General features: G+C 71.6%; 16 protein-coding genes. 3 read left to right on the top strand and 13 right to left on the bottom strand.

Features of this window, described 5'->3' with window-relative positions; genetic code table 11:
* Positions 1 to 20: 20 nt before the first annotated feature.
* The 5 genes from EMA09_RS17600 to EMA09_RS17580 all read right to left on the bottom strand — a co-directional run bounded on the left by EMA09_RS17600 (position 21) and on the right by EMA09_RS17580 (position 6,683).
* Entirely contained in the window at positions 21 to 1,262 is a 1,242-nt protein-coding gene (locus EMA09_RS17600; protein ID WP_129841979.1) for a lanthionine synthetase C family protein, read from the bottom strand.
* Complete coding sequence (locus EMA09_RS17595) at positions 1,259 to 4,339, bottom strand: lantibiotic dehydratase (protein ID WP_129841978.1); 3,081 nt, start codon at positions 4,337 to 4,339, stop codon at positions 1,259 to 1,261. The genes EMA09_RS17600 and EMA09_RS17595 overlap by 4 nt, the downstream gene beginning before the upstream one ends.
* A 74-nt stretch (positions 4,340 to 4,413) precedes the next feature.
* Complete coding sequence (locus tag EMA09_RS17590; RefSeq protein ID WP_240796446.1) at positions 4,414 to 4,599, bottom strand: FxLD family lanthipeptide; 186 nt, start codon at positions 4,597 to 4,599, stop codon at positions 4,414 to 4,416.
* 76 nt (positions 4,600 to 4,675) lie between these two features.
* Positions 4,676 to 5,881: a methyltransferase, FxLD system gene (fxlM, locus tag EMA09_RS17585; protein WP_129841976.1), complete on the bottom strand. Its 1,206-nt coding sequence runs from the start codon at positions 5,879 to 5,881 to the stop codon at positions 4,676 to 4,678.
* Positions 5,882 to 6,284: 403 nt separating this feature from the next.
* The gene (locus tag EMA09_RS17580) at positions 6,285 to 6,683 is read right to left on the bottom strand and encodes a hypothetical protein (protein WP_129841975.1); all 399 of its coding nucleotides are present in this window, start codon (positions 6,681 to 6,683) and stop codon (positions 6,285 to 6,287) included.
* A 1,146-nt stretch (positions 6,684 to 7,829) separates the two neighbouring features.
* On the opposite strand from EMA09_RS17580, the gene EMA09_RS17575 reads away from it, so the two are divergent.
* Positions 7,830 to 8,693: a helix-turn-helix transcriptional regulator gene (locus tag EMA09_RS17575; RefSeq protein ID WP_129841974.1), complete on the top strand. Its 864-nt coding sequence runs from the start codon at positions 7,830 to 7,832 to the stop codon at positions 8,691 to 8,693.
* Positions 8,690 to 8,911 (top strand): DUF397 domain-containing protein, encoded by a 222-nt coding sequence (locus tag EMA09_RS17570; RefSeq protein WP_346655838.1) that lies wholly within the window; start codon positions 8,690 to 8,692, stop codon positions 8,909 to 8,911. The genes EMA09_RS17575 and EMA09_RS17570 overlap by 4 nt, the downstream gene beginning before the upstream one ends.
* A 165-nt stretch (positions 8,912 to 9,076) precedes the next feature.
* Here EMA09_RS17570 and EMA09_RS17565 read toward each other — a convergent pair whose 3' ends face one another.
* Positions 9,077 to 9,307, bottom strand: a complete 231-nt coding sequence (locus EMA09_RS17565; protein WP_129841973.1) for a ribbon-helix-helix protein, CopG family — start codon at positions 9,305 to 9,307, stop codon at positions 9,077 to 9,079.
* Positions 9,308 to 9,513: 206 nt separating this feature from the next.
* On the opposite strand from EMA09_RS17565, the gene EMA09_RS17560 reads away from it, so the two are divergent.
* On the top strand, positions 9,514 to 11,283 hold the full coding sequence (locus EMA09_RS17560; RefSeq protein ID WP_129841972.1) for a hypothetical protein: 1,770 nt from the start codon (positions 9,514 to 9,516) through the stop codon (positions 11,281 to 11,283).
* A 16-nt stretch (positions 11,284 to 11,299) separates the two neighbouring features.
* Here the strand turns inward: EMA09_RS17560 and EMA09_RS17555 are convergent, their stop codons facing one another.
* The 7 genes from EMA09_RS17555 to EMA09_RS17525 all read right to left on the bottom strand — a co-directional run bounded on the left by EMA09_RS17555 (position 11,300) and on the right by EMA09_RS17525 (position 19,480).
* Positions 11,300 to 12,001 carry a lytic polysaccharide monooxygenase gene (locus tag EMA09_RS17555; RefSeq protein WP_129841971.1) on the bottom strand — a complete coding sequence of 234 codons (702 nt, stop codon included), beginning with the start codon at positions 11,999 to 12,001 and terminating at the stop codon, positions 11,300 to 11,302.
* A gap of 111 nt (positions 12,002 to 12,112) precedes the next feature.
* Positions 12,113 to 13,438, bottom strand: a complete 1,326-nt coding sequence (gene mgtE, locus EMA09_RS17550) for a magnesium transporter (protein ID WP_129841970.1) — start codon at positions 13,436 to 13,438, stop codon at positions 12,113 to 12,115.
* Between the two features lie 306 nt (positions 13,439 to 13,744).
* Complete coding sequence (locus EMA09_RS17545) at positions 13,745 to 15,037, bottom strand: thymidine phosphorylase (protein WP_129841969.1); 1,293 nt, start codon at positions 15,035 to 15,037, stop codon at positions 13,745 to 13,747.
* Positions 15,038 to 15,070: 33 nt separating this feature from the next.
* Complete coding sequence (locus EMA09_RS17540; RefSeq protein WP_129841968.1) at positions 15,071 to 15,454, bottom strand: cytidine deaminase; 384 nt, start codon at positions 15,452 to 15,454, stop codon at positions 15,071 to 15,073.
* A gap of 14 nt (positions 15,455 to 15,468) precedes the next feature.
* The gene (locus EMA09_RS17535; protein ID WP_240796681.1) at positions 15,469 to 16,707 is read right to left on the bottom strand and encodes an ABC transporter permease; all 1,239 of its coding nucleotides are present in this window, start codon (positions 16,705 to 16,707) and stop codon (positions 15,469 to 15,471) included.
* 56 nt (positions 16,708 to 16,763) lie between these two features.
* Complete coding sequence (locus EMA09_RS17530; protein ID WP_129841967.1) at positions 16,764 to 17,906, bottom strand: ABC transporter permease; 1,143 nt, start codon at positions 17,904 to 17,906, stop codon at positions 16,764 to 16,766.
* Positions 17,903 to 19,480 (bottom strand): ABC transporter ATP-binding protein, encoded by a 1,578-nt coding sequence (locus EMA09_RS17525; RefSeq protein ID WP_129841966.1) that lies wholly within the window; start codon positions 19,478 to 19,480, stop codon positions 17,903 to 17,905. The genes EMA09_RS17530 and EMA09_RS17525 overlap by 4 nt, the downstream gene beginning before the upstream one ends.
* Positions 19,481 to 19,545: the final 65 nt, after the last annotated feature.

Here is a 19,545-nt window from a genome sequence, read left to right as displayed (position 1 = left end):
CGGGTTCGGCTCCGTCTCTTCTATGCCAGGAGGAGGAAGGCGTCCCAGCCGGATTCCGGGGCGGTGTTGTTGCCGAGGGTCTGGAGGGCGAGCGCTGTGCCGGCGGTGCCGTCCAGGAGTTCGGGGTCGCGCGGGTGGACGTGGGTGATCTGTTGGATGAGCCGGTCGGTCAGGTGGGGCAGTTCGTCGGCGATCGCGGAGGTGCGGGCGTCGTCGGCCATCCGCCAGGCAGACTGGAGCAGCCCGGCGGTGCCGTGGCAGAGCCCGGTCTCGGTGAGCTTCTCCAACTGGACCGGGTCCTGGAGGGTGGTGACCATGGCGTGCTCGGCGGTCTGCTGGCGGGCGCTGTCACCCAAGGCGATGCCGGCAAGTTGCTGGGCTCGGGCGCTGCCGGCGATGCCGTAGCACCACGAGGGCCGGGGCCGGAGTGCCGGATCGACGTGGTGCTGTCGGGCTTGGTCGACGGTGATGAAGCCGGGCCACCAGGGGCCGGTGGCGTCGTGCTGGAGCCACTGGTCCGTCCAGGCGCAGATCCGTTCCACCGCGTCGCGCGTGCCGGGGATGGCCAGGTTGTCGAGAATGGCCAGGGACAGGAGGGCGAGGACGGAGCCTATGCCGTGGGCCATGCCGAAGTTCCCGTGCCCTCCGGGACAGTCGGGACTCTCGGTGCCGTTGGGCGCCACATCGGTCCACCACGCCGGGAGGCCGAGATCGTTGGGGCGGGCGTCGGTCAGGCGCACCAGGTAGGCGAGGACTTCGGCGGTGATCGGGTGATCCGGGTGGCGTCTGAGGTGGTAGGCGCCCAGTCCGGCGAGCCCGCGAATCACATCGAATTCCTTCATCTCCGGCGGTTCGTCGCCCCGGTCGATGCGGGCGTGCGCGTGGGCCAGACGGCGGTGGGTGACGGTGATCGTGGCGTCGTCCAGCTGCTTCAAGGCCCGCTGGTACCGGTTGGAGGAGGTCGCTGCCGCGGCGTTCATGGCGAACGCCAGGGCGGGCGCTCCCATGTAGAGGCTGGCGTTCGCGGCAGCTGTCAGGTCGTCGGCGGCGGCCGCGGTCAGCCAGGTGTGCACAGTGTCCCAGTCACCCAACCCGCAGCGGGCGCGCTCGATGTGGAGCAGCGCGATGCCGGCGGCGCCGCCGGCGAGGGACTGCGGCCACGCCCGGCCGCCCGGCGGTGCCGTACCCCAGGCGGTGCGCGGGTCGGACAACTCCTCGGTGAGTACGTCGGCCAGGGCCGCGGCCTGCGGTAGCGGCTTCACGATGCTCCTTGGGTTGCGCGGGCGGTCCAACTGAGGGCCGCGGCGCGGGCCAGGTGCACGCAGCGGCGTTCGGCCTCCATGTCGAGGCCGGCCATGCGGGTGTGGTGCAGGTGCAGCAGCTCCGGGAGCAGGGCGGTCGCCGCGAGAGTTCCCGCGGTCGCGAGAGCGCTGCGGTATACGGTCAACGCCATGCGCCGCCGGGTCCACTGGGCGATGACTTCCTCGCCTCCAGGCATACGGGCCAGGTCGGTGCGACCGTGGGGGTTGGCCAGTGCGATCGCCTGGTCGTACAAGCTTCGGTCCGGGGCTGTGCGGGTGGCCTGGGCACTGTCGATGAGCCACCGCATGGCCTCGCCCGCGTCGCCGATCAGGCCGATGGCCACATCGAGCATGCTGGCGGCGGTCACGGCCCGCCGGTCGCGCCCGCCCGTCGCCGTGCAGGCGGTCAGTTGCGCGACAGCGGCCGTTGAGTCCGCCGCGAAGTACGCTTCGGCGGCCTCCCACACCTGAGGGCCTCCGAAGCGAGCTGTCTCGGGGAAGTCGGTGTCCCATTGCACCCGGGCCAGGAGCCCGGCCCGACGCAGCCTCCGGGTCCAGGCGCCGATTGCCGCAGCGGCGTCGGCGGCCCGGCTGTCCGGGACGGCCAAGCGCAGCCGCAGGTGTTCGTCGGGGTCGCGGTAGGGCAGGAACCACCACCGCGCCTCGTCATCACCCACGCGCAACCGCTGGAGCAGGTCCGGAAGGTGGCGGGTGAGGATGTCCGCGTGACGGCCACGGTGTGCGTAGAGCTTGACGAGGAACTGCCCGTCGCAGCCGGGCAGACGGCCATGCTCGCGTCCGGTCACCGGGGCGGCGTCGAGCCAGTACGGCGCAGGAGCGGGGCTGGCGGTGGTGGCGAAAGGGATGACGACTTCGTGAGGGTGGCCGTTGAGCCATCCCGCGTCGGCTGCCGTTTCGGCGCGCAGGACCGCGTTGCCGTTGCGCTGCATGTGGATGTGCAACAGTGCCCGGTGGGAGGACTCGTCCAGATCGAGGCGGAGACGCTGATCACCCTCACCCAGGTGGACAGTGCTCGGCACCCGGGTCTGGACGAGCCATTCGGTCAGGGACTGGTCCCACCGACTCCAGTCGTCTGCGGGGTCGGTGAGGTCGGCGGCGGTGAGTCGCCAGCGCGCCGGCGCGAGGAACGTGCGTCCGTAGCGCAGCGCGGGCAGGAACGGCAGGCTGGCCGCCGCTCCCCAGTCGAAAGTGGTGCACGGAACGCTCAGAGCATGCGTGGCTTCGGTGAGGAACCGCACCAGTGGATGGGTGCGGCGGGTGGGCTCCACCGCGTTCATGGTCACGAACTCCAGCGGGCGGCGCCGCGAGGTCGATACCAGGCAGAGGCGGTGGGCGTCCGCAGTCACGGCGATGTCCCCCATGGGCACCAGGTCCGCTGTACCGGCGTGGTGAAACTCGGCGAGAAGGACGGCGATGGGCAACACCTGCGCGGTCCGTGCCACATTGCCGGTGCCCGCATACAGCGGGGGAGCAATGACCTGAACCCTCAGCGCGTGCTCGGTCGCGGTGGACGCCGTCGCGTACGCCACCGCCATCCGCTCTCGGTCGTGCCTGTCGAGCAGACTGAGGAATCTGCCGGTCGTCGTCCCGGCGGACCGTGAGACCCCGACGACGGCCAACACGAACTCCCCCTCGTCCAGAGCCCGCAGACTGCGGGCACCGATACGTACGGTCAGCTCTGTGGTGGGCTGGATGCGTCTGTCCGGGCTCTCCTCGGCAAGGTCGGTGACCATGGCGTCGTCCAGCACGATCTCGTGTTGACGTCGCAGAGCGGCGCCCTGGGCGAGCGTCAGCAACTTGGTGTCCCGCTCGCTCAAAGGGGCAGTGCCCGCGGTGGGCGGGCCGCCGAGGAAACCGGCCGGGTAGCCCAGGCCTGTGTCGCCGTCCACTGCGTCGAGGAGCGGTACCACAGCGCGCGGGCCGTAGCGTTCCAGGAAACGGCCGTGCCAGGCCACCCAGGCACGGGAGAGCGCGGGGCGGGCCGAGAGTTTGATGAGCGCAGTCGCCGCCCGAGCGACCTCTGCCGCGACCGCCCGGGGGAGGGCCACCTCGGCGTCCAACCGCAGGTCGACCGACAGCACCGGTCCGGCCACCGGACCGAGGTCGCGCATCACCGGCTCGATCTCGGCACGCTGTTCGTGGGCGGCCGCCGGGTCGGTGTTGCTGTTGTGCTGTCCCAGGGCGTGGGCGATCTCGCGCAACTTCGCCGAAGCCTCTGCGGCCGGGGCGGTGTCCTCGGCAGCCGCAGTGCCGAGGACGGTCAGCACGTGGGCGAGCGGGTCCGTCTCCGTGGTCGCCGGGCGCAGGTTCGTGATCAGGAGACGTTGGGCGATCAGTTCCGCCAGAAGCCGGTTGACGGTCGAACCGGGGACATGGGGGAAGTCAGCGGCCAGTTCGGCCGCGAGATCCGCGGTGCGGATGGGTATGTGTGCGGCGTCCAGCGCCGCCTTGACGGGTGTGGTGAGGCGGACTCGTACATGCTCCGGGGCACCACTGCCGCTCGCAGGACGATGCTCAAGCACCACATGACCGTCCCGCTGCACCGCGAGCGGATGAGCCTGGACCGTTAGCCGGGGCTGGAGCAGCTGGTCGGCTTCCAGGTGTTCGACCACCGTCGCAAGCCAGGTGGCGTCGGGACGAACGGCGGCCTGGTGGCCGGTGCCGATGCGGGCTGCCGATACGCCGCCGATGCGGGCGGGCGCTACCCCGGCGAAGAGACCGAACGGGGTGGCCCGACTCGAAGCGCGCAGCAGGTAGCGCATGAGAGCCACCACCGCCTTGCGGACGACCGGGTCGGGCAGCAGCCGACCGTTGCAGATCTGCCGGACGCGGTCTGCCAGCACCGGGCTTGCCTGCTCAACAGCGGCGGCGAAGCCGGGGACCTGCCAAGTCTGCTCCAGCCACGATCGCCACGGCACTCCGTCGCCCTCGCCGGTCAGATCGGGCCAGATCAGGATGCGGCGATCCGGTGGCCAGGCCGCCGCTCGCAGCACCGCCGCATCGATGTACTCGTACACCAGCCACCCCCTGTTGCCGTGTGGTGTCCGGCCGCGACGGCGGCCGGACACCACGAGCAGAGAATCCGGACGGCTTACGGGCAGGTCGTCGAGCAGGCGGACTCGCAGGTCTGACCGCAGCCGTCGTCGGTCATCTGGATGAGCCTGTCGGCCTCGGGGCCGGACTCGATGATGGAGACATCCAGGTCCCAGCCGTCGCCGGTCCCCTCCTGGCCCTCTTCTGCTGCGGGGACCGTAGCCACCGCTTTCTCGGACTGCACGGACACAACAACCTCCTTCTGAGAGTTGGGTGGTGCATACAGCCCCGCCCCCGGCTTCCCACCGGGAGCGGGGAGACTACGTCCAGGAGACCTCGACGGCTCCGAACCGCTTTGCCACGACCCCCGCAGACGGCTCGGCCGTACCCTCGGGCATCCGGACGTACCGGATTCGGGCGGCCCCGCGCCGCCGGTGGTCGGACGCCCACCGGCGCAGCAGGTCCGCATACCGCGCGGCGGCCTTCTCAGCCTCGGGTCCGTGGGCGAACACCCCGCTCTCGAAGCCGCCGGTCTCCTCATTGGGCCGCTTGGTCCGGTAGGCGAAGCTGCCGCCGACCACCAGAGCCGGAACGCCGCGCGTCACCGACAGCGCGAGTACGCCCTGGTCGGCCAGCTGCTTGCTGCCGTGCAGCATCACGATCTCCGGTGTACTGGTCGCCAGGAACAACTCCAGCTCATCGGGCATGTCGAACGCGGCCCCCGACCACAGCTCCACCCGCGGCGTGCGCACAGCGGCAGCCAGGGCCTCGGTGTCGAACTCCTGACGCTGGTCGTCGACCTGGAGCTTGATGCCGTCCGCGACCGGGACAACCCGCTCGGTGTAGGCGCCACTGCCTTGCATCGGCACGAAGCCGCACAGGCGGTAGCTGGCGCTGACGAGATTCCGGCCGTCGCGATCGAACGCAATCGACCGGGTCAGGCCACGCATCCGCAGCGGGACCACGATCCTGCCCCGCTCGGACACCTGCTCCAGCCACGCCGGCGGGATGTCCCAGGCTCCCGCTGTGACGATGATCCGGTCGAACGGCGCGTGATCCGGAACGCCACCCTCCGCGTCGGCCAGCACGACCTGGACGCGCCCGTAGCCGGCCGAATCCAGGCAGGCGCGAGCACGGTCCGCGATCTCCGCGTCGATGTCGGCGGTGATCACGGTGCCGGTGTCACCGACCAGTTCAGCGAGCAACGCGGCGTTGTAGCCGCCGGAGCCCACCTCGAGGACCCGCATCCCCGGCTCGATCCTGGCCTGTTCGAGCATCACCGCCTGAATGTGCGTGGCCGACAGCGAGCTGAGAGCGTTGCCGGACTCATCCCGCTTGACCACCAGAGCCTTGTTCGCGGCATACGCCGACTCCAAGGGCTCGTCGGCCGCGAACAGGTGCCGGGGCACCGTCTCGACAGCCTTCGCGACCGCCTCGGACTCGAACACGCCCATCTCGCGCAGCTCGCTCACCATGGCCGCTCGGAGCGAGGCCGCTGTGTCATCCGTGTCTCGGACCGTAGTCATGGCATCACCCTAGCCATCTGTGATCGCGTTACGAGGACTGTTGAAAGAGCCAGGTCACTGCTTGCCACGGGAGCGGTTGGCATGGGGCCTCCCTGCTGGTTGCGGTGTCGGGGTGCGGTCTTCGCGCCGGACCGGGTTGCCGGGCGGAGGAGTCCGAGCGTCCGCTCTTCGGGGCGGCGATGAACCACGCTCCGGGTGAACGGCCGGCAACGCCCCCACCCTCTGGGAGTGGAGTGGCGAGGAGAGCGGGGGTCGTTCCACGGCGGACGACATCGCCGAGGGCGCCGTGCTGCTCGGCAGGCGGCCGAGGCATGCGCTGTCGGGTCGGCCGCCGGCTTGGCGAGGTAACCGAGCGTGCTGCGCAGTGTGCGCCGGGCCGGGGCAGTCCGGACAGAGGACGTTCTCACCATGGATGGCTCCCATCGCGCGCCGACAGCGGATCAGCCACCCCCGGGGCTGGTTGCTCCGGCGCCTGCTGCTCAGCAGCCGACGGCAGCCCGCACGCCGTGAAGTACATGCGTTCTTGAGCCGCCGCGCAGGCCGGGCAGAGAAACAGCGGTACGGCGCCATACAGGCCTTCCACGACGCCGCGCCGAGTCAGCCGCTCCTCCGTCTCACCGCACCGCCAGCACTTCAGGCTCGCCCGGAGTGCGATCCCGACCCAGGTGAGCGTCGCGACGTCGGTCTGCGTCACCGCCGCAGCGGCGGACCCGACGGTGGCGTCTGCGGCCGAGGGCACCCAGAGAGGCAGAAAGGCTGAATCATACATTTCGGTCACCTCCTCCTGGCAGTAGAGCGACACGGCGGAGCCGCTGTTCGTCCACGACGGCTGCCACCAGCTCCCGCACGAGGCCACCGTTCGTCACTGGCGCCACGGCGGGGTTCAGCGGGGACCGCCAGAACCGCCCGCACGCCGCCGCCTGTCTCCGAGCTGATGCGTCCGGGGCCGGGAACCGGCTCACCCCCGGCCGTGCGAACCCGACGCACGTGGTCCCCCGTAGAGGCGTCCAGGACCGTGCCGTACCGACTGTCACGACGAACTCCAGAACCTCGCGCGCCGGCACCTCCAGCACCGGCCCCACCATGACGCCGGACGCCCGTAGTCGGGCCAGAACTTCGCGCCCGGCCGGGCGCAGGACCCGCACCACGTCCCACCGCGTCCCGACCGGCACCACGACGGCCCGTCCACAGGTCCAGGCCGCCAGCACATCGCCCATCGGCGTGCCGGCGGACACCACCCAGGAGGCGGCTTCCCCCCAGGTCGCCGGCTCGGCTGCGGCCGGACCGTCGGTGCTGCATGGCGCGATCACCGCCCCACCATCGAACCGAGCAGGTCTTCCATGTCGCCAGGGCACTCAGGAAGAGGCGCCGGACGAAGGTCCCCCACTTCCGCCCACCACCAGCAGCGAAGTGCAATCCCGACAGGGCGGAGCAGGACCCGTACCGGCTCGGCCGGCGCGTTCTCCACCCATATCCAGTGCCGGGCGTCCTGGAAGAGCTGTGCGATGCCCACTGCGCGGGACACTGCGTCGTAAGCGCGGGCGCCGAACACCAGCCAGAGCGTGCCCGCGACGGCTGCTCCCGACCCGTGGATGGCGCTCACCGCTCAGTCCCGAGACGCGGGCGAGGCAGCAGCGTGCTGTTTCCGGAGAGGCAAGCCAGTAACGGACGGGCGACAGCGCTGCGGAGTGCAGCGTGCTGAGGAGTTACGAACATCGCCATCGCCTCGCTCTCAGGCTTGTAGCGGCCAGGCATCCACCAAGGCCCTATGAACGGTGGGCATGACGGCTCGTAGCCGTCGATCATGATTTGAAAAGCAGTCATGTCCCGCCGGGCTCCTAGAGTGCTCCTTTTGGCGGTCATTTCGCAAGGCTGCGACGGGAAGAGCAAAGGGAGAGAACTGATGTGCGCATGGTCGGGTCAGTTGAGGACGTGCGACACTGCGCCCATGACGCAGAAGAGGGCGACGCCGACTGTCTGGAGACGCCGGGTTGGCGCTCAGCTGCGCCGCTGGCGTGAGCCCGTGATGAAGTCGGGCGCCGCTGCCGACGCCATGGGTTGGGACGCGACGCGGCTCTCTCGAATCGAGCGCGGTCTCTATCGCGTCTCCGGCGACGAGGTACGCGAGTTGTGCGCGAAGCTCGGCGTCGAGGACCTGGCCGCCGTCGAAGAGGTAGCCAAGGTCGCCGAGGAGCCGCCCGGAACAGGCTGGTGGGCTCCGTACACGGGGCGCATCGCCCCGAACTATCTCGACTTCATCGAGCTGGAGCACGAGGCGGAGACCATCCGCATCCACCACCAGGTGATCATCCCCGGCCCGCTCCAGACAGCCGGATACGCGCGGGAGATCATCAGTCGAGCCCCGACCGCACCGACCAAACGGCGGGCGGAAATGCTGGTGCACATCCGCATCGCTCGGCAGGCAGTCCTCACCCGTGAGGAGAACCCGGTCCAGCTCCATGCACTGGTTCCCGAGGCAGCGCTGCACGCCCGGTTCGAGTCGAGTGCGATCATGCGCGACCAGATCCGGAAGCTGCTCGACGCCTCCGAGATGCCGAACGTCGAGCTACAGGTTCTCCCCCTCACCACCCACCCGTCGTACGTGTCGAACGGTCCGGCCACGCTCCTGACGTTCCGACACCCCTGGTTGCCGGTAGCCAGCGTCGACAATCAGCTGGGAGGGACTCATACAGAAGATGCGACGCATCTCGAACTCCTGGCAACGGAGTTCGACCACTTCGCCTCTGTCGCACTGCCCGCGGACAAGACGCGGGACCTTCTCCACGAGTTCCTGGAAGGACCGTACACGTGACCGAGAACAGGCGCGCACTGATGGCACCTGACTTCGCAGGCGCAGTCTGGAAGACATCGTCATACAGCGGCAGCGAGTCCCAGTGCGTCTCAGTCGCCGACGTGACCCCCACCCACGGCGGCATCGCCATTCGCGACTCCAAGGACCCTGACGGCCCCGCTTTGCTGCTGGGGCGTGCGACGTTCAGCGCATTCGTCGCTGACATCCGCGAAGTCTGACTCGCGGCGCGGCGGTCCGTCCCCGGCCCAGCCGAGGAGGACGGACCGCACGGACCGGATGGTTCCCATAGGCCGTCGGCGGCGACCGGAACGCGTGGTGACCGGGGAGCGGTGTCACCGCCCGGAAGTCCCGGCGATCGGAGGGACGGACGGTCCCGGTCTCCGTCACGCCGCACCGGACCGGACCGCACGGTCGATGTCCTCAGCGGCGACCGGGCCACCGAAATCAAGGCTCGGGATGTCCCACTCCTCGTGCCAGCGTCGGGTGCGCAGTGCCGTGAGGTGGAAAGCCTCCCGAACGTACTCCGACACCGGCCGGCCCTCCCGCGCCGCCGCCTCCTCGACCAGGGCGAGATCCTCTTCGTCGACCATGACGGTCGTCCTCTTCAGAGCCATGCCGCCATGGTCCCCTCGTTCAGGGGCACCGGCCCCCGTCCGCCCCGGCGCGGTCACGGGGCGGTGGTCGGGCGGGATGATACGAGCGGGTATCAACTCGTCACCCATCGCGCACCGTTGAGGGGAATTCCGAGCGAAACCGGTCCACGGCCGACCATGCCGGTGCTATACCGGGCAGCGTTGTCGCGTACCTATACGGGGGCACCATGGACGCACAGGACGAACCGACGACCCCGCCCGGGCAGCAGCCGGCCCGGCAGGAACCGCCGGACCACCCGCCAGGACACCGCCTCTCCGCGGTCGCCGCGGCACTCCTCAACGCCACCGGCACCGGCGCGGGTTACTTCTACGCGGGCATCCCGGCCTTCGGCGTCCTCGCGCTGATCACCTCCGGACTGCTCGTCATCGTCGCGAACGCCGTCAACGCGTCGGACACGCCCGGCTTCTGGGTTCCCCTCTACGCCCTGTGGCTCGTGTTCCTCGCCCGCGGCGGCTGGAAGTGGACGCAGGACCGGCGCCTGAAGAAGCCCCGGCGCGTCCTCGAACCGCGCCGGCCGTGGATCGCCGCCGTCACGGGCGCGGTCGTGCTCGGCCTCGCGACGACGGGCCTCGTCCTGTTCCGCGGCACCCCGGCCGACGCGTTCGCCGCGGGCCAGGCGGCGCACGCCGACGGCGACTGCGCGGCGGCGCTGCCGCACTACGCAGACGCCATGCGCGTGCGCTACGAGTTCACCCTCACGCCCGCCGCGGGCGACGCCCGCGCCGAGGTGGCGCGCTGCGCCGACCTCACCGCCGCCCGGGAGCGCGAGGAGGCGGGCGAACTGGTGGACGCCATCGACGGCTACCAGACCTACCTGGACGGCTACGGCGGCGGCGACCCCGTCTGGCGGGACGCGGACGACCACCTCGCCGGACTGCGGCTCGACCACGCCGACGGCCTCGCCGAGGCCGCGCTCGCCGCCGAGGGCGAGGGGCCCGACCGCTACCTCCCCACCATCAACGCCTACGCGGCGCTCGCCGAGAAGCAGCCGGACACCGAGCAGGCCGCGCTCGTCCCCGACCGCATCGAGGCCCTGTGGACCGGGGGCACGCCCGCCCTGGCCGCCGAGGACCACTGCGCGGCGGTCGGGCAGCTCGCGCCGTTCGCCGCCCTGTCGGGCGAGGACGACAGGGCCGAGGCCCGCGACCTGGCCGAGCGGGCCGACGCGGCCCTGCCCGGCGCGTACTTCGGCTGCGGCGAGACGCGGCGCGCGGACCACGCGTACTGCGACGCCATCGGCAGCTACACCGACGCGGTCGCCGCCGCGGGCGACGACGCCGACCTCGCCGGCCGCGCCGAGGCGGCCCTGAACCACTCCCGCTACGACTGCGGCCGCGCCCGCGCCGACGACGGCGACGCCTGCGCCGCCATCGACGTGTTCGACGAGGTGGCGGGCGACTACGCCGACCGTGCCGCCGACGCGAAGCGGGACGCGCTGTACGGGTGCGCGGAGGAGGCGTTCGACGACGCCGACTGGGAGCGCGCCCGCGAGATGGCCCAGCAGGTGGCCGACGACGGCGGCTCCCGCGCCGACGACGCCGAGGACCTGCTCATCGCGATCGAGATCGCCGAGATCGACGCCGGCGGCAGCGCCGGCACGCTGCCGCCGCCCTCCGAGGCGGGCAGCGCCCCGGGCGGCACGAGCCAGGTGCAGATCATCAACGGGTCGGCCGAGGAGCTGGAGATCCTCTACACCGGTCCCGAGACCGGCCGGGTCACGGTCGACGCGGGCGGTGGCGGCGGCCAGTTCGCCTGCACGTACGCGGACGGACTGCCGTCCCGCACCCTGTCCCTGCCGCCGGGCGACTACACGGTGGTGGCCCGCGCGGTGTCCGACGGCTCGGTCACGCCGTACTCGGGCGGCTGGGACCTGACATCGGGCACGCTGTACTCCGACTGCTACTACATCGAGACATCCTGGGGCTACGGCTACTGAGTCCTCAGGGCGCGCCTCAGGAGAAGTCGACGTCGCTGCACAGCCAGTGGGTCCGCGTCGAGCCCGTCAGCTTGAACTGGGTGACGACGACGTGGTGCCCCGTGCGGCCGGGCGCACCGACCACGACCTCGTACGTGCCGCCGGGCAGGTGGGGCTCCGGAGAGGGGTCCCCCCAGTCCGGCTCGAACGAGCCCTCGGTACGTTCGAGGACGAGGTCGTCCCAGGTCAGCGGCTCGGTCTCCGGGTCGAAGCCCTGCTCGGTGACCCAGATCCAGATGAGGTCGGCGCCGTCGCGGACCATGTCGTGCACGTTGACGGAGAACGAGCCCCCCGGGTCGGTGACGGGGGTGGTGTGCCAGGGACCCGGCGTGTCCAGGGAGTCGTAGCGCCCGGCGGCCGTGCGGCCGGCGCTGCAGATCTCGCCGTCGGCGGGCGTGACGGTGTCGTCGCGGTAGACCTCGTCCCAGCGCTGGACCGCAAGCGGGTCGTCCTGGACCGCCTGCCAGCACATCGGGTCCTGCGTCTGCATGGCGGGATCCTGCAGGTCGTCCGCCCACCGGAGCCAGCAGTCGTAGTTCCGTGAGGCAGGGTCGATCGTGGTCCCCTGGGCCTGCGCGGGCGACACCCCCCACGGCAGCACGCACAGGACACCGGCGAGGACGACCGAGGCGCCGCGCGCCATGCCGTGTCGGGATCGGGACGGACGGGATGACGTCATGCCGGCTCCTCCGGACGGTGCTCCACTGGCCGCGCCACGCCAGTGTCCTGCCGTGGTGGACGGCCTGACAGTGCCCATTCACGCCAAGGACGGCCGGCGGCGCCCGCCGCGTCAGATGCCCAGGACCAGTTTCGCCGTCATGAAGTAGATGATCAGGCCGGACGCGTCCACGAGTGTCGTCACCATCGGGGCCGACACCACCGCCGGGTCGATGCGCAGTTTCTTCGCCAGCAGCGGCATCGTCCCGCCCACCGTCGACGCCCACGCGCAGATCACGACGAGCGTGATGCCGACGACCAGCGCCACGTCCGGATCGACGAAGAACACGCCCACCACGAACCCCACGACCGCGAGCATCGCGCCGAGCAGCACCCCGGTCCTGCACTCGCGCCAGATCACGCGCAGCAGGTCGGACGTCCGTACCTCGCCGACCGCGAGGGCGCGGACCGCCGCCGTCGCCGCCTGCGCGCCCGCGTTGCCGCCCGTGCCGATGAGCAGCGGCACGAACAGCGCGAGCTGCGTCGCCGACTCCAGCTCGTCCTCGAACATCTGCGTCACCGTGACCGTCATCGTCGCCGCGACCAGCAGCAGCATCAGCCACAGCATGCGCGTCCGCGAGAGCTGGAAGACGCTGGCCGCCATGTAGTGCCGCTCCAGCGGCTCGGCGCCCGCCTGCCGTGCCACGTCCTCGCTGTCCGCCGCCTCGATGACCTCGAACGCGTCGTCGCTGGTCAGCAGCCCGACGAGCCGGTCCTCGCTGTCCACGACGGGCAGGTCGAGGACGTTCGTCTCCCGCATCAGGCGGGCGGCCGTCTCCGCCAGGTCGGTGGCCCGTGCCTTCGGCGGCTCCGTCACGACCAGGTCGGACACCATGGCGTCCGGCTCGCTGAGGACCAGCTCCCGCAGCTCCACGATGCCGGTGAGGCGGCGGCCCCGGTCCACGACCGGCAGCGTGTAGATGGTCTCGGCACGGCCGCCGCGCAGCCGCACCACTTCGAGGGCCTGGCCGACGGTCAGGTCCTGCTGGAGCGCGACCGTCTCCGGCGTCATGTAGCGGCCGACCGCGCCCTCGGGGTAGCCGAGGAGCGCGGCGGTCATCTGCCGTTCGTGCGCGGACAGGCCGGCGAGGACGCGCTGCGCCACCTTCGCCGGCGCCTCCTTGAGCATGCGCGCCCGGTCGTCCGGGTCCATGCCCTCCACCAGGTCGCGGAACGCCTGGTCGCGCAGCCCTTCGAGGATCTGCTGCTGGTCGACCGGATCGAGCTCCTCGAAGACCTCGAGCGCACGGTCCTTGTCGAGGAGCCGGAAGGAGATGACGGACTCGACCGCGTCCATGCGCGCGATCTCGTCCGCGATGGCGTACGGCGGCTGGGTCTCCAGCCATTCGAGGGCGCCGGCGAGGTCGTGCTCCTCCAGCAGCGCGGGAAGATGGGTCATGACGGAGAAACCCCCGGGGAACGGAGAGCGGGCACGGGCATCCGAGGTGCGCGCACACGCCTGCCGCCCCAGGCGGAACGATCGTTTCCTGGGCCGTCAGACGTGGCGCGGGGGATGACTGGGAGGGTCACTGCGCATGGCAGCTTCACCTCCCGCCGTGTCGTTCCACCGCAACCGCTCTTCAGGGTACTCGCCATCGGACCTGATCAGGTCAAGCGATCCGGCCCACGGGACGAACGCCGGGCGGCCGGGAGGCGGACGGCAGGTCCCGCGCGCCGGCGCGCGCGGGGGCCGTACGGCGGTCCGTCAGGCCACGCGGTCGATGATCACACCGCGACGTGCGGCGGGCTCGGCGCCGGACGTGTCCACGACGACGGCGTCGCCCTCCAGCGCGGCCAGCGCGCCGGGGAACCGCTCCGGCGTGTCCGTGTGCAGCGTCAGCAGCGGCTCGCCCGCCACCACACGGTCGCCCGGCTTCGCGTGCATCTCCACGCCGGCCGCCGCCTGCACCGGGTCCTCCTTGCGCGCCCGGCCCGCGCCCAGCCGCCACGCGGCGATCCCCACGGCGTACGCGTCGAGCACCGACAGGACGCCGGTCGCCGGCGCCGGCACCGTGTGGGTCTCCCGGGCCACGGGCAGCGGCGCGTCCGGGTCACCGCCCTGCGCGGCGATCATGCGGCGCCACCGGTCCATCGCCGAACCGTCCGCCAGCGCCCGTGCCGGATCGGCGTCCGGCAGCCCGGCGGCGTCCAGCATCTCCCTGGCCAGGGCGAGCGTCAGCTCCACGACGTCGGCGGGGCCGCCGCCCGCCAGCACCTCGACGGACTCGCGCACCTCCAGGCCGTTGCCCGCCGTCAGCCCGAGCGGTGTCGACATGTCGGTCAGGAGCGCGACCGTCCGCACGCCGTTGTCCGTGCCGATCTCCACCATCGTGGAGGCCAGCTCGCGGGCGTCCGCCTCGGTCTTCATGAACGCGCCGGAGCCCGTCTTCACATCGAGGACCAGCGCGCCCGTGCCCTCCGCGATCTTCTTCGACATGATGGACGAGGCGATCAGCGGGATCGACTCCACGGTGCCCGTCACGTCGCGCAGCGCGTACAGCTTCCGGTCGGCCGGCGCGAGGCCCTCCCCCGCCGCGCAGATCACCGCGCCCGTCTCGCGCAGCACGCGCAGCATCTCCTCGCCCGACAGCCGCGCCCGCCAGCCGGGGATGGCCTCCAGCTTGTCGAGCGTGCCGCCCGTGTGCCCGAGGCCGCGCCCCGAGAGCTGCGGGACGGCCGCCCCGCACGCCGCGACCAGCGGCGCGAGCGGCAGCGTGATCTTGTCACCGATGCCGCCCGTCGAGTGCTTGTCGGCCGTGGGCAGCGGCAGCGACGAGAAGTCCATGCGGTCGCCCGAGGCGATCATCGCGGCGGTCCAGCGGGCGATCTCGGCGCGGTCCATGCCGTTGAGCAGTATCGCCATCGCCAGGGCGGACATCTGCTCGTCGGCGACCTCGCCGCGGACGTACGCGTCGACGACCCAGTCGATCTGCTCCGGTGTGAGGGCGGCGCCGTCGCGCTTGGCGCGGATGACGGAGATGGCGTCGGGGGTGTGCATGCGTCGTTCCTGTCCGTGGTCGTGCGGTCGTGGCTACTGCGCCAGGTGCCAGGCGTCCGGCAGCAGGTCGGACAGGGGCCGTACGCCGTCCGCCGTGTCCACGAGCAGGCCGGGACCGCCGTGCTCCATCAGGAGCTGGCGGCACCGGCCGCACGGGGTGATGCGGTCGCCCGCGCCGTTGCAGCAGGTGAAGTGCGTCAGCCGGCCGCCGCCCGAGGCGTGCAGCGCCGAGACGAGCCCGCACTCGGCGCACAGGCCGAGACCGTACGAGGCGTTCTCGACGTTGCAGCCGGAGACGGTGCGGCCGTCGTCCACGAGGGCGGCGGCGCCCACCGGGTAGCGGGAGTACGGGGCGTACGCGCGGGACATGGCGTCCCGCGCGGCGGCGCGCAGGGCCGGCCAGTCGACGGCGGTCATGTCCCGATTCTCGGTCATCCGCCCTGTCCCCTCCGGAACGGCTTGCCGACCGCGCGCGGTGGCCGCAGCCGCTGCGCGAACAGGGTGAGGACCAGCAGCGTCGTCAGGTACGGGCTGGCGCTGACCAGTTCGAGCGGCATCTCGTCCGTGAGCCCGAACCACACGCCGAGCAGCGCCGCCACGACGACACCGACGCCGGCCTGCAGCCGCTTGCCGCGCGTGAACCACCACACCGAGAGGCCGAGGAGCGCCACCGCGAACAGCAGCAGCGTCGCGTGGACCACGCCGCCGCCGCCGCGCGTCTGGAGGGCGTCCATGAAGCCGAACAGGCCGGCGCCGGTGGCGATGCCGCCGGGCCGCCAGTTGCCGAAGATCATGGTGGCGAGGCCGAGGTAGCCGCGCCCGCCGGTCTGCCCGTCCTGGTACATGCGGATGAGGACGGCGAGGTACGCGCCGCCGAGGCCGGCGAGACCGCCCGAGACGGCGAGGGCCGCGTACTTGTAGGCGTAGACGTTCACGCCGAGGGATTCGGTGGCCTGCGGGTTCTCGCCGCAGGAACGCAGCCGCAGCCCGAAGGACGTACGCCACAGCAGCCAGTACGACCCGACGAAGAGGACGATCGCGAGCAGCGTCAGCCAGGACACCTCGTGCACGGCCGCGCGCAGGATGCCCGCGAGGTCGGAGACGAGGAACCAGCGCTTGTCCGCCAGATCGCCCAGCCAGTCGGAGATCCCCGGCACGGTGAACGGTTCCAGGCGCTCCATCGGCGGGGACTGCTTGTCGTTGCCGCCCGCGGCCGCCGCCTCGCTGCCCTCGGCGCCGAACCACTCCTTCGCCATGAACTGCACGACGCCGAGCGCCAGGATGTTCATCGCGACACCGGACACGATGTGGTCCACGCCGAACGTCACCGTCGCGACCGCGTGCACCAGGCCGCCGAGCGCGCCGCCCACGATCCCGGCGAGTACCGCGACCCACGGCCCCCACTGCCAGCCGGCCCAGCCGGCGGCGAACAGGCCGAGCATCATCATGCCCTCGAGCCCGATGTTCACGACGCCGGAGCGCTCGGCCCACAGACCGGCCAGGCCCGCGAGCCCGATCGGCACGGCGAACGTCATCGCCGCCGTCCACTGCGCGGTCGCCGTCAGGCTGTTCTCGTCGGTCGCCCACCGGACGACCGAAAGCAGCACCAGCGCGCCCGCGAGCAGCAGCAGGACGACGGGGTACGTCATCCGGCGGCGCCCCTCGCGCACGGGCTCGGTGCCCGCCCGCCCGGCGGCCGGCGCCGGCGAGGTGTCGAGGTTGGTGGTCACGCGGACACCTCCGCCGAGTCCGGGTTGTCGTTCGGTTCCTTCGCGGCGCGGCGCGCCCGCGCGGCCAGTTCCTCACCGACCATGCGCTGCTGGCGCCGTACGCCCCAGCGGCGCACCAGCTCGTACGCCACGACGACGGACAGGACGATGACGCCCTGCATCACGCCGACGATCTCCTGGGCGTACCCCTCGAACTCGAGCTGGGTGCCGGTCCGCTCCAGGAAGCACCACAGGAGCGCGGCGAAGCCCATGCCGACCGCGTTGTTGCGGCCGAGGAGCGCGATGGCGATGCCCGTGAAGCCGAGGCCCTCGGGGAAGTCGTTGCCGTAGTTGCCCGACTGGTTGAGCAGCGTGGGCATGCCGACCAGGCCGGCGATCGCGCCGGACAGCAGCATCGCCGTGACGACGGTGCGCCGCACACTGACGCCGCTCGCCTCGGCGGCCGGCTCCGAGCGGCCCACCGCCCGCAGGTCGAACCCGAACCGCGTCCTGCTCAGCAGCAGCCAGTACGCGACACCGGCGAGGACCGCGAGGACGAACGTCCCGTTGATCGGCTGGACGCGCGTGCTGATCTGGAAGAAGAAGCTGGAGTCGGGGATGTCGTGGGTGTGGATGATGTTGCCGTCGCGCTCGGCGAGCCGCCCCTCCTGCAGGAAGTAGCCGATGAGGGAGCCGGCGATGAAGTTCAGCATGATGGTCGTGATGACCTCGCTGACGCCGCGCGCCGCCTTCAGCCAGCCCGCGATGCCCGCCCACAGGCCGCCGCACACCATCGCGGTGAGCAGGATCAGCGGGATCTGCACGATCCCCGGCAGGCTCAGCGCCCCGCCGACCACGGCCGCGAAGAACGCGGCGACGCGGTACTGGCCGTCCACACCGATGTTGAACAGGTTCATCCGGAAGCCGACGGCGACCGCCACGGCGGCCAGGTAGTACGGGATCGCCTTGTTCAGGATCCACACCTGGCTGTCGCTCTTGGTGCCGAAGTCCACCATCACCGAGTAGGCGCGGAACGGGTCGTCGCCCGTCGCGAGCAGCACCAGGGACGTGATGACCACGGCCGTGACGATCGCGAGCAGCGGCGCGGCCAGGCCGAGGACCAGCTTCTCGCGGTCGACGCGCCGGAGCAGTGTCTTCACCGGTCGTCCTCCTCCCCGCCGGCCGCGGCGGGTCGTTCGTGTTCCAGGTGCCCGGAGGCGGCACCGGTCATGGCCGTCCCCAGCTCCTCCGGGGTGATGGCCGCCGGGTCGGCGTCCGCGACCAGCCGGCCCCGGTACATCACCCGCAGGCTGTCGGACAGGCCGATCAGCTCGTCCAGGTCGGCCGAGATCAGCAGCACGCCCATGCCCTCGCGGCGGGCGCGCCGGATCTCGTCCCAGATCTGCGCCTGCGCCCCCACGTCCACGCCGCGCGTCGGGTGCGCGGCGATCAGGACCTTGGGGTGGTGGCTCATCTCGCGGCCGACGATCAGCTTCTGCTGGTTGCCGCCGGACAGGGAGCCCGCGGTCACCTCGATGCCGGGCGTCCGCACGTCGTACTCCTCGACGATGCGGCGGGTGTCGGCGCGGGCGTCGCGCGCGGTGAGCCACGGGCCGCGGCTGCTCGGCGGCTGCGTGACGTGCCCCAGCATGCGGTTCTCCCACAGCGGGGCGTCGAGGAGGAGGCCGTGGCGGTGGCGGTCCTCGGGGATGTAGCCGATGCCGCCGACGCGGCGCTCCCGGGTCGGGGCGCGGGTGATGTCGTCGCCGTCGAGGACGATCGTCCCGGTGTCGGGGGCGCGCATGCCCATGACGGCCTCGACCAGTTCGGCCTGCCCGTTGCCCTCGACGCCGGCGATGCCGAGGACTTCGCCGCGGTGGATCACGAGGTCGATGCCGGTGAGGACGGCGCGGCGCACGCCGTCGGAGTCCTCACCGGTGAGGGAGAGGTCCGAGACGGTGAGGACCGGCTCGTCGGTGACGGTCGACTCGCGGGTGCCCGGGGTGGGGAGTTCGCTGCCGACCATGAGTTCGGCGAGGGCGCGGGGGTCCGTCTCGCGCGGGTCGACGGTGGCGACGGTCGTGCCGCGCCGGATGACGGTGATGTCGTCCGCGACCGACAGGACCTCGCCCAGCTTGTGCGAGATGAACAGGACGGTGAGGCCCTCGTCGGTGAGCCGGCGGAGGTTGCCGAAGAGGGCGTCGACCTCCTGCGGGACGAGGACGGCGGTCGGCTCGTCCAGGATCAGCGTACGGGCGCCCCGGTAGAGGACCTTGAGGATCTCCACGCGCTGCCGGTCGGCGACGCCGATGTCCTCCACGAGGACGTCGGGGCGGACGCCCAGGCCGTAGGCGTCGGATATCTCGGCGATGCGGCGGCGGGCGCGGGCGCCGATGCCGTGGCTCTTCTCGGCGCCGAGGACGACGTTCTCCAGCACGGTGAGGTTGTCGGCCAGCATGAAGTGCTGGTGCACCATGCCGATGCCGCGCGCGATGGCGTCGGCGGGGCTGCGGAGGACCACCTGCTCGCCGTCGACGCCGATGGTGCCCTCGTCCGGCCGCTGCATGCCGTAGAGGATCTTCATCAGGGTGGACTTGCCCGCGCCGTTCTCGCCGACGAGGGCGTGGACGGTGCCGCGCCTGACCGTGAGGTCGATGTCGTGGTTGGCGACGACGCCGGGGAAGCGTTTGGTGATGCCGCGCAGTTCGACCGCGCTGCTGCTGGGAGCTGGAATGTCGCACTCTCCTCGGACGGGGGCGTCGTCGGCCGGGAACGCTGCGCCCGACCGTACCGGAGCCC

Origin of the sequence: Streptomyces sp. RFCAC02, assembly GCF_004193175.1 — a bacterium.
Taxonomy (GTDB): Bacteria; Actinomycetota; Actinomycetes; order Streptomycetales; family Streptomycetaceae; genus Streptomyces.
This window is presented reverse-complemented; position numbering and strand designations above follow the sequence as displayed.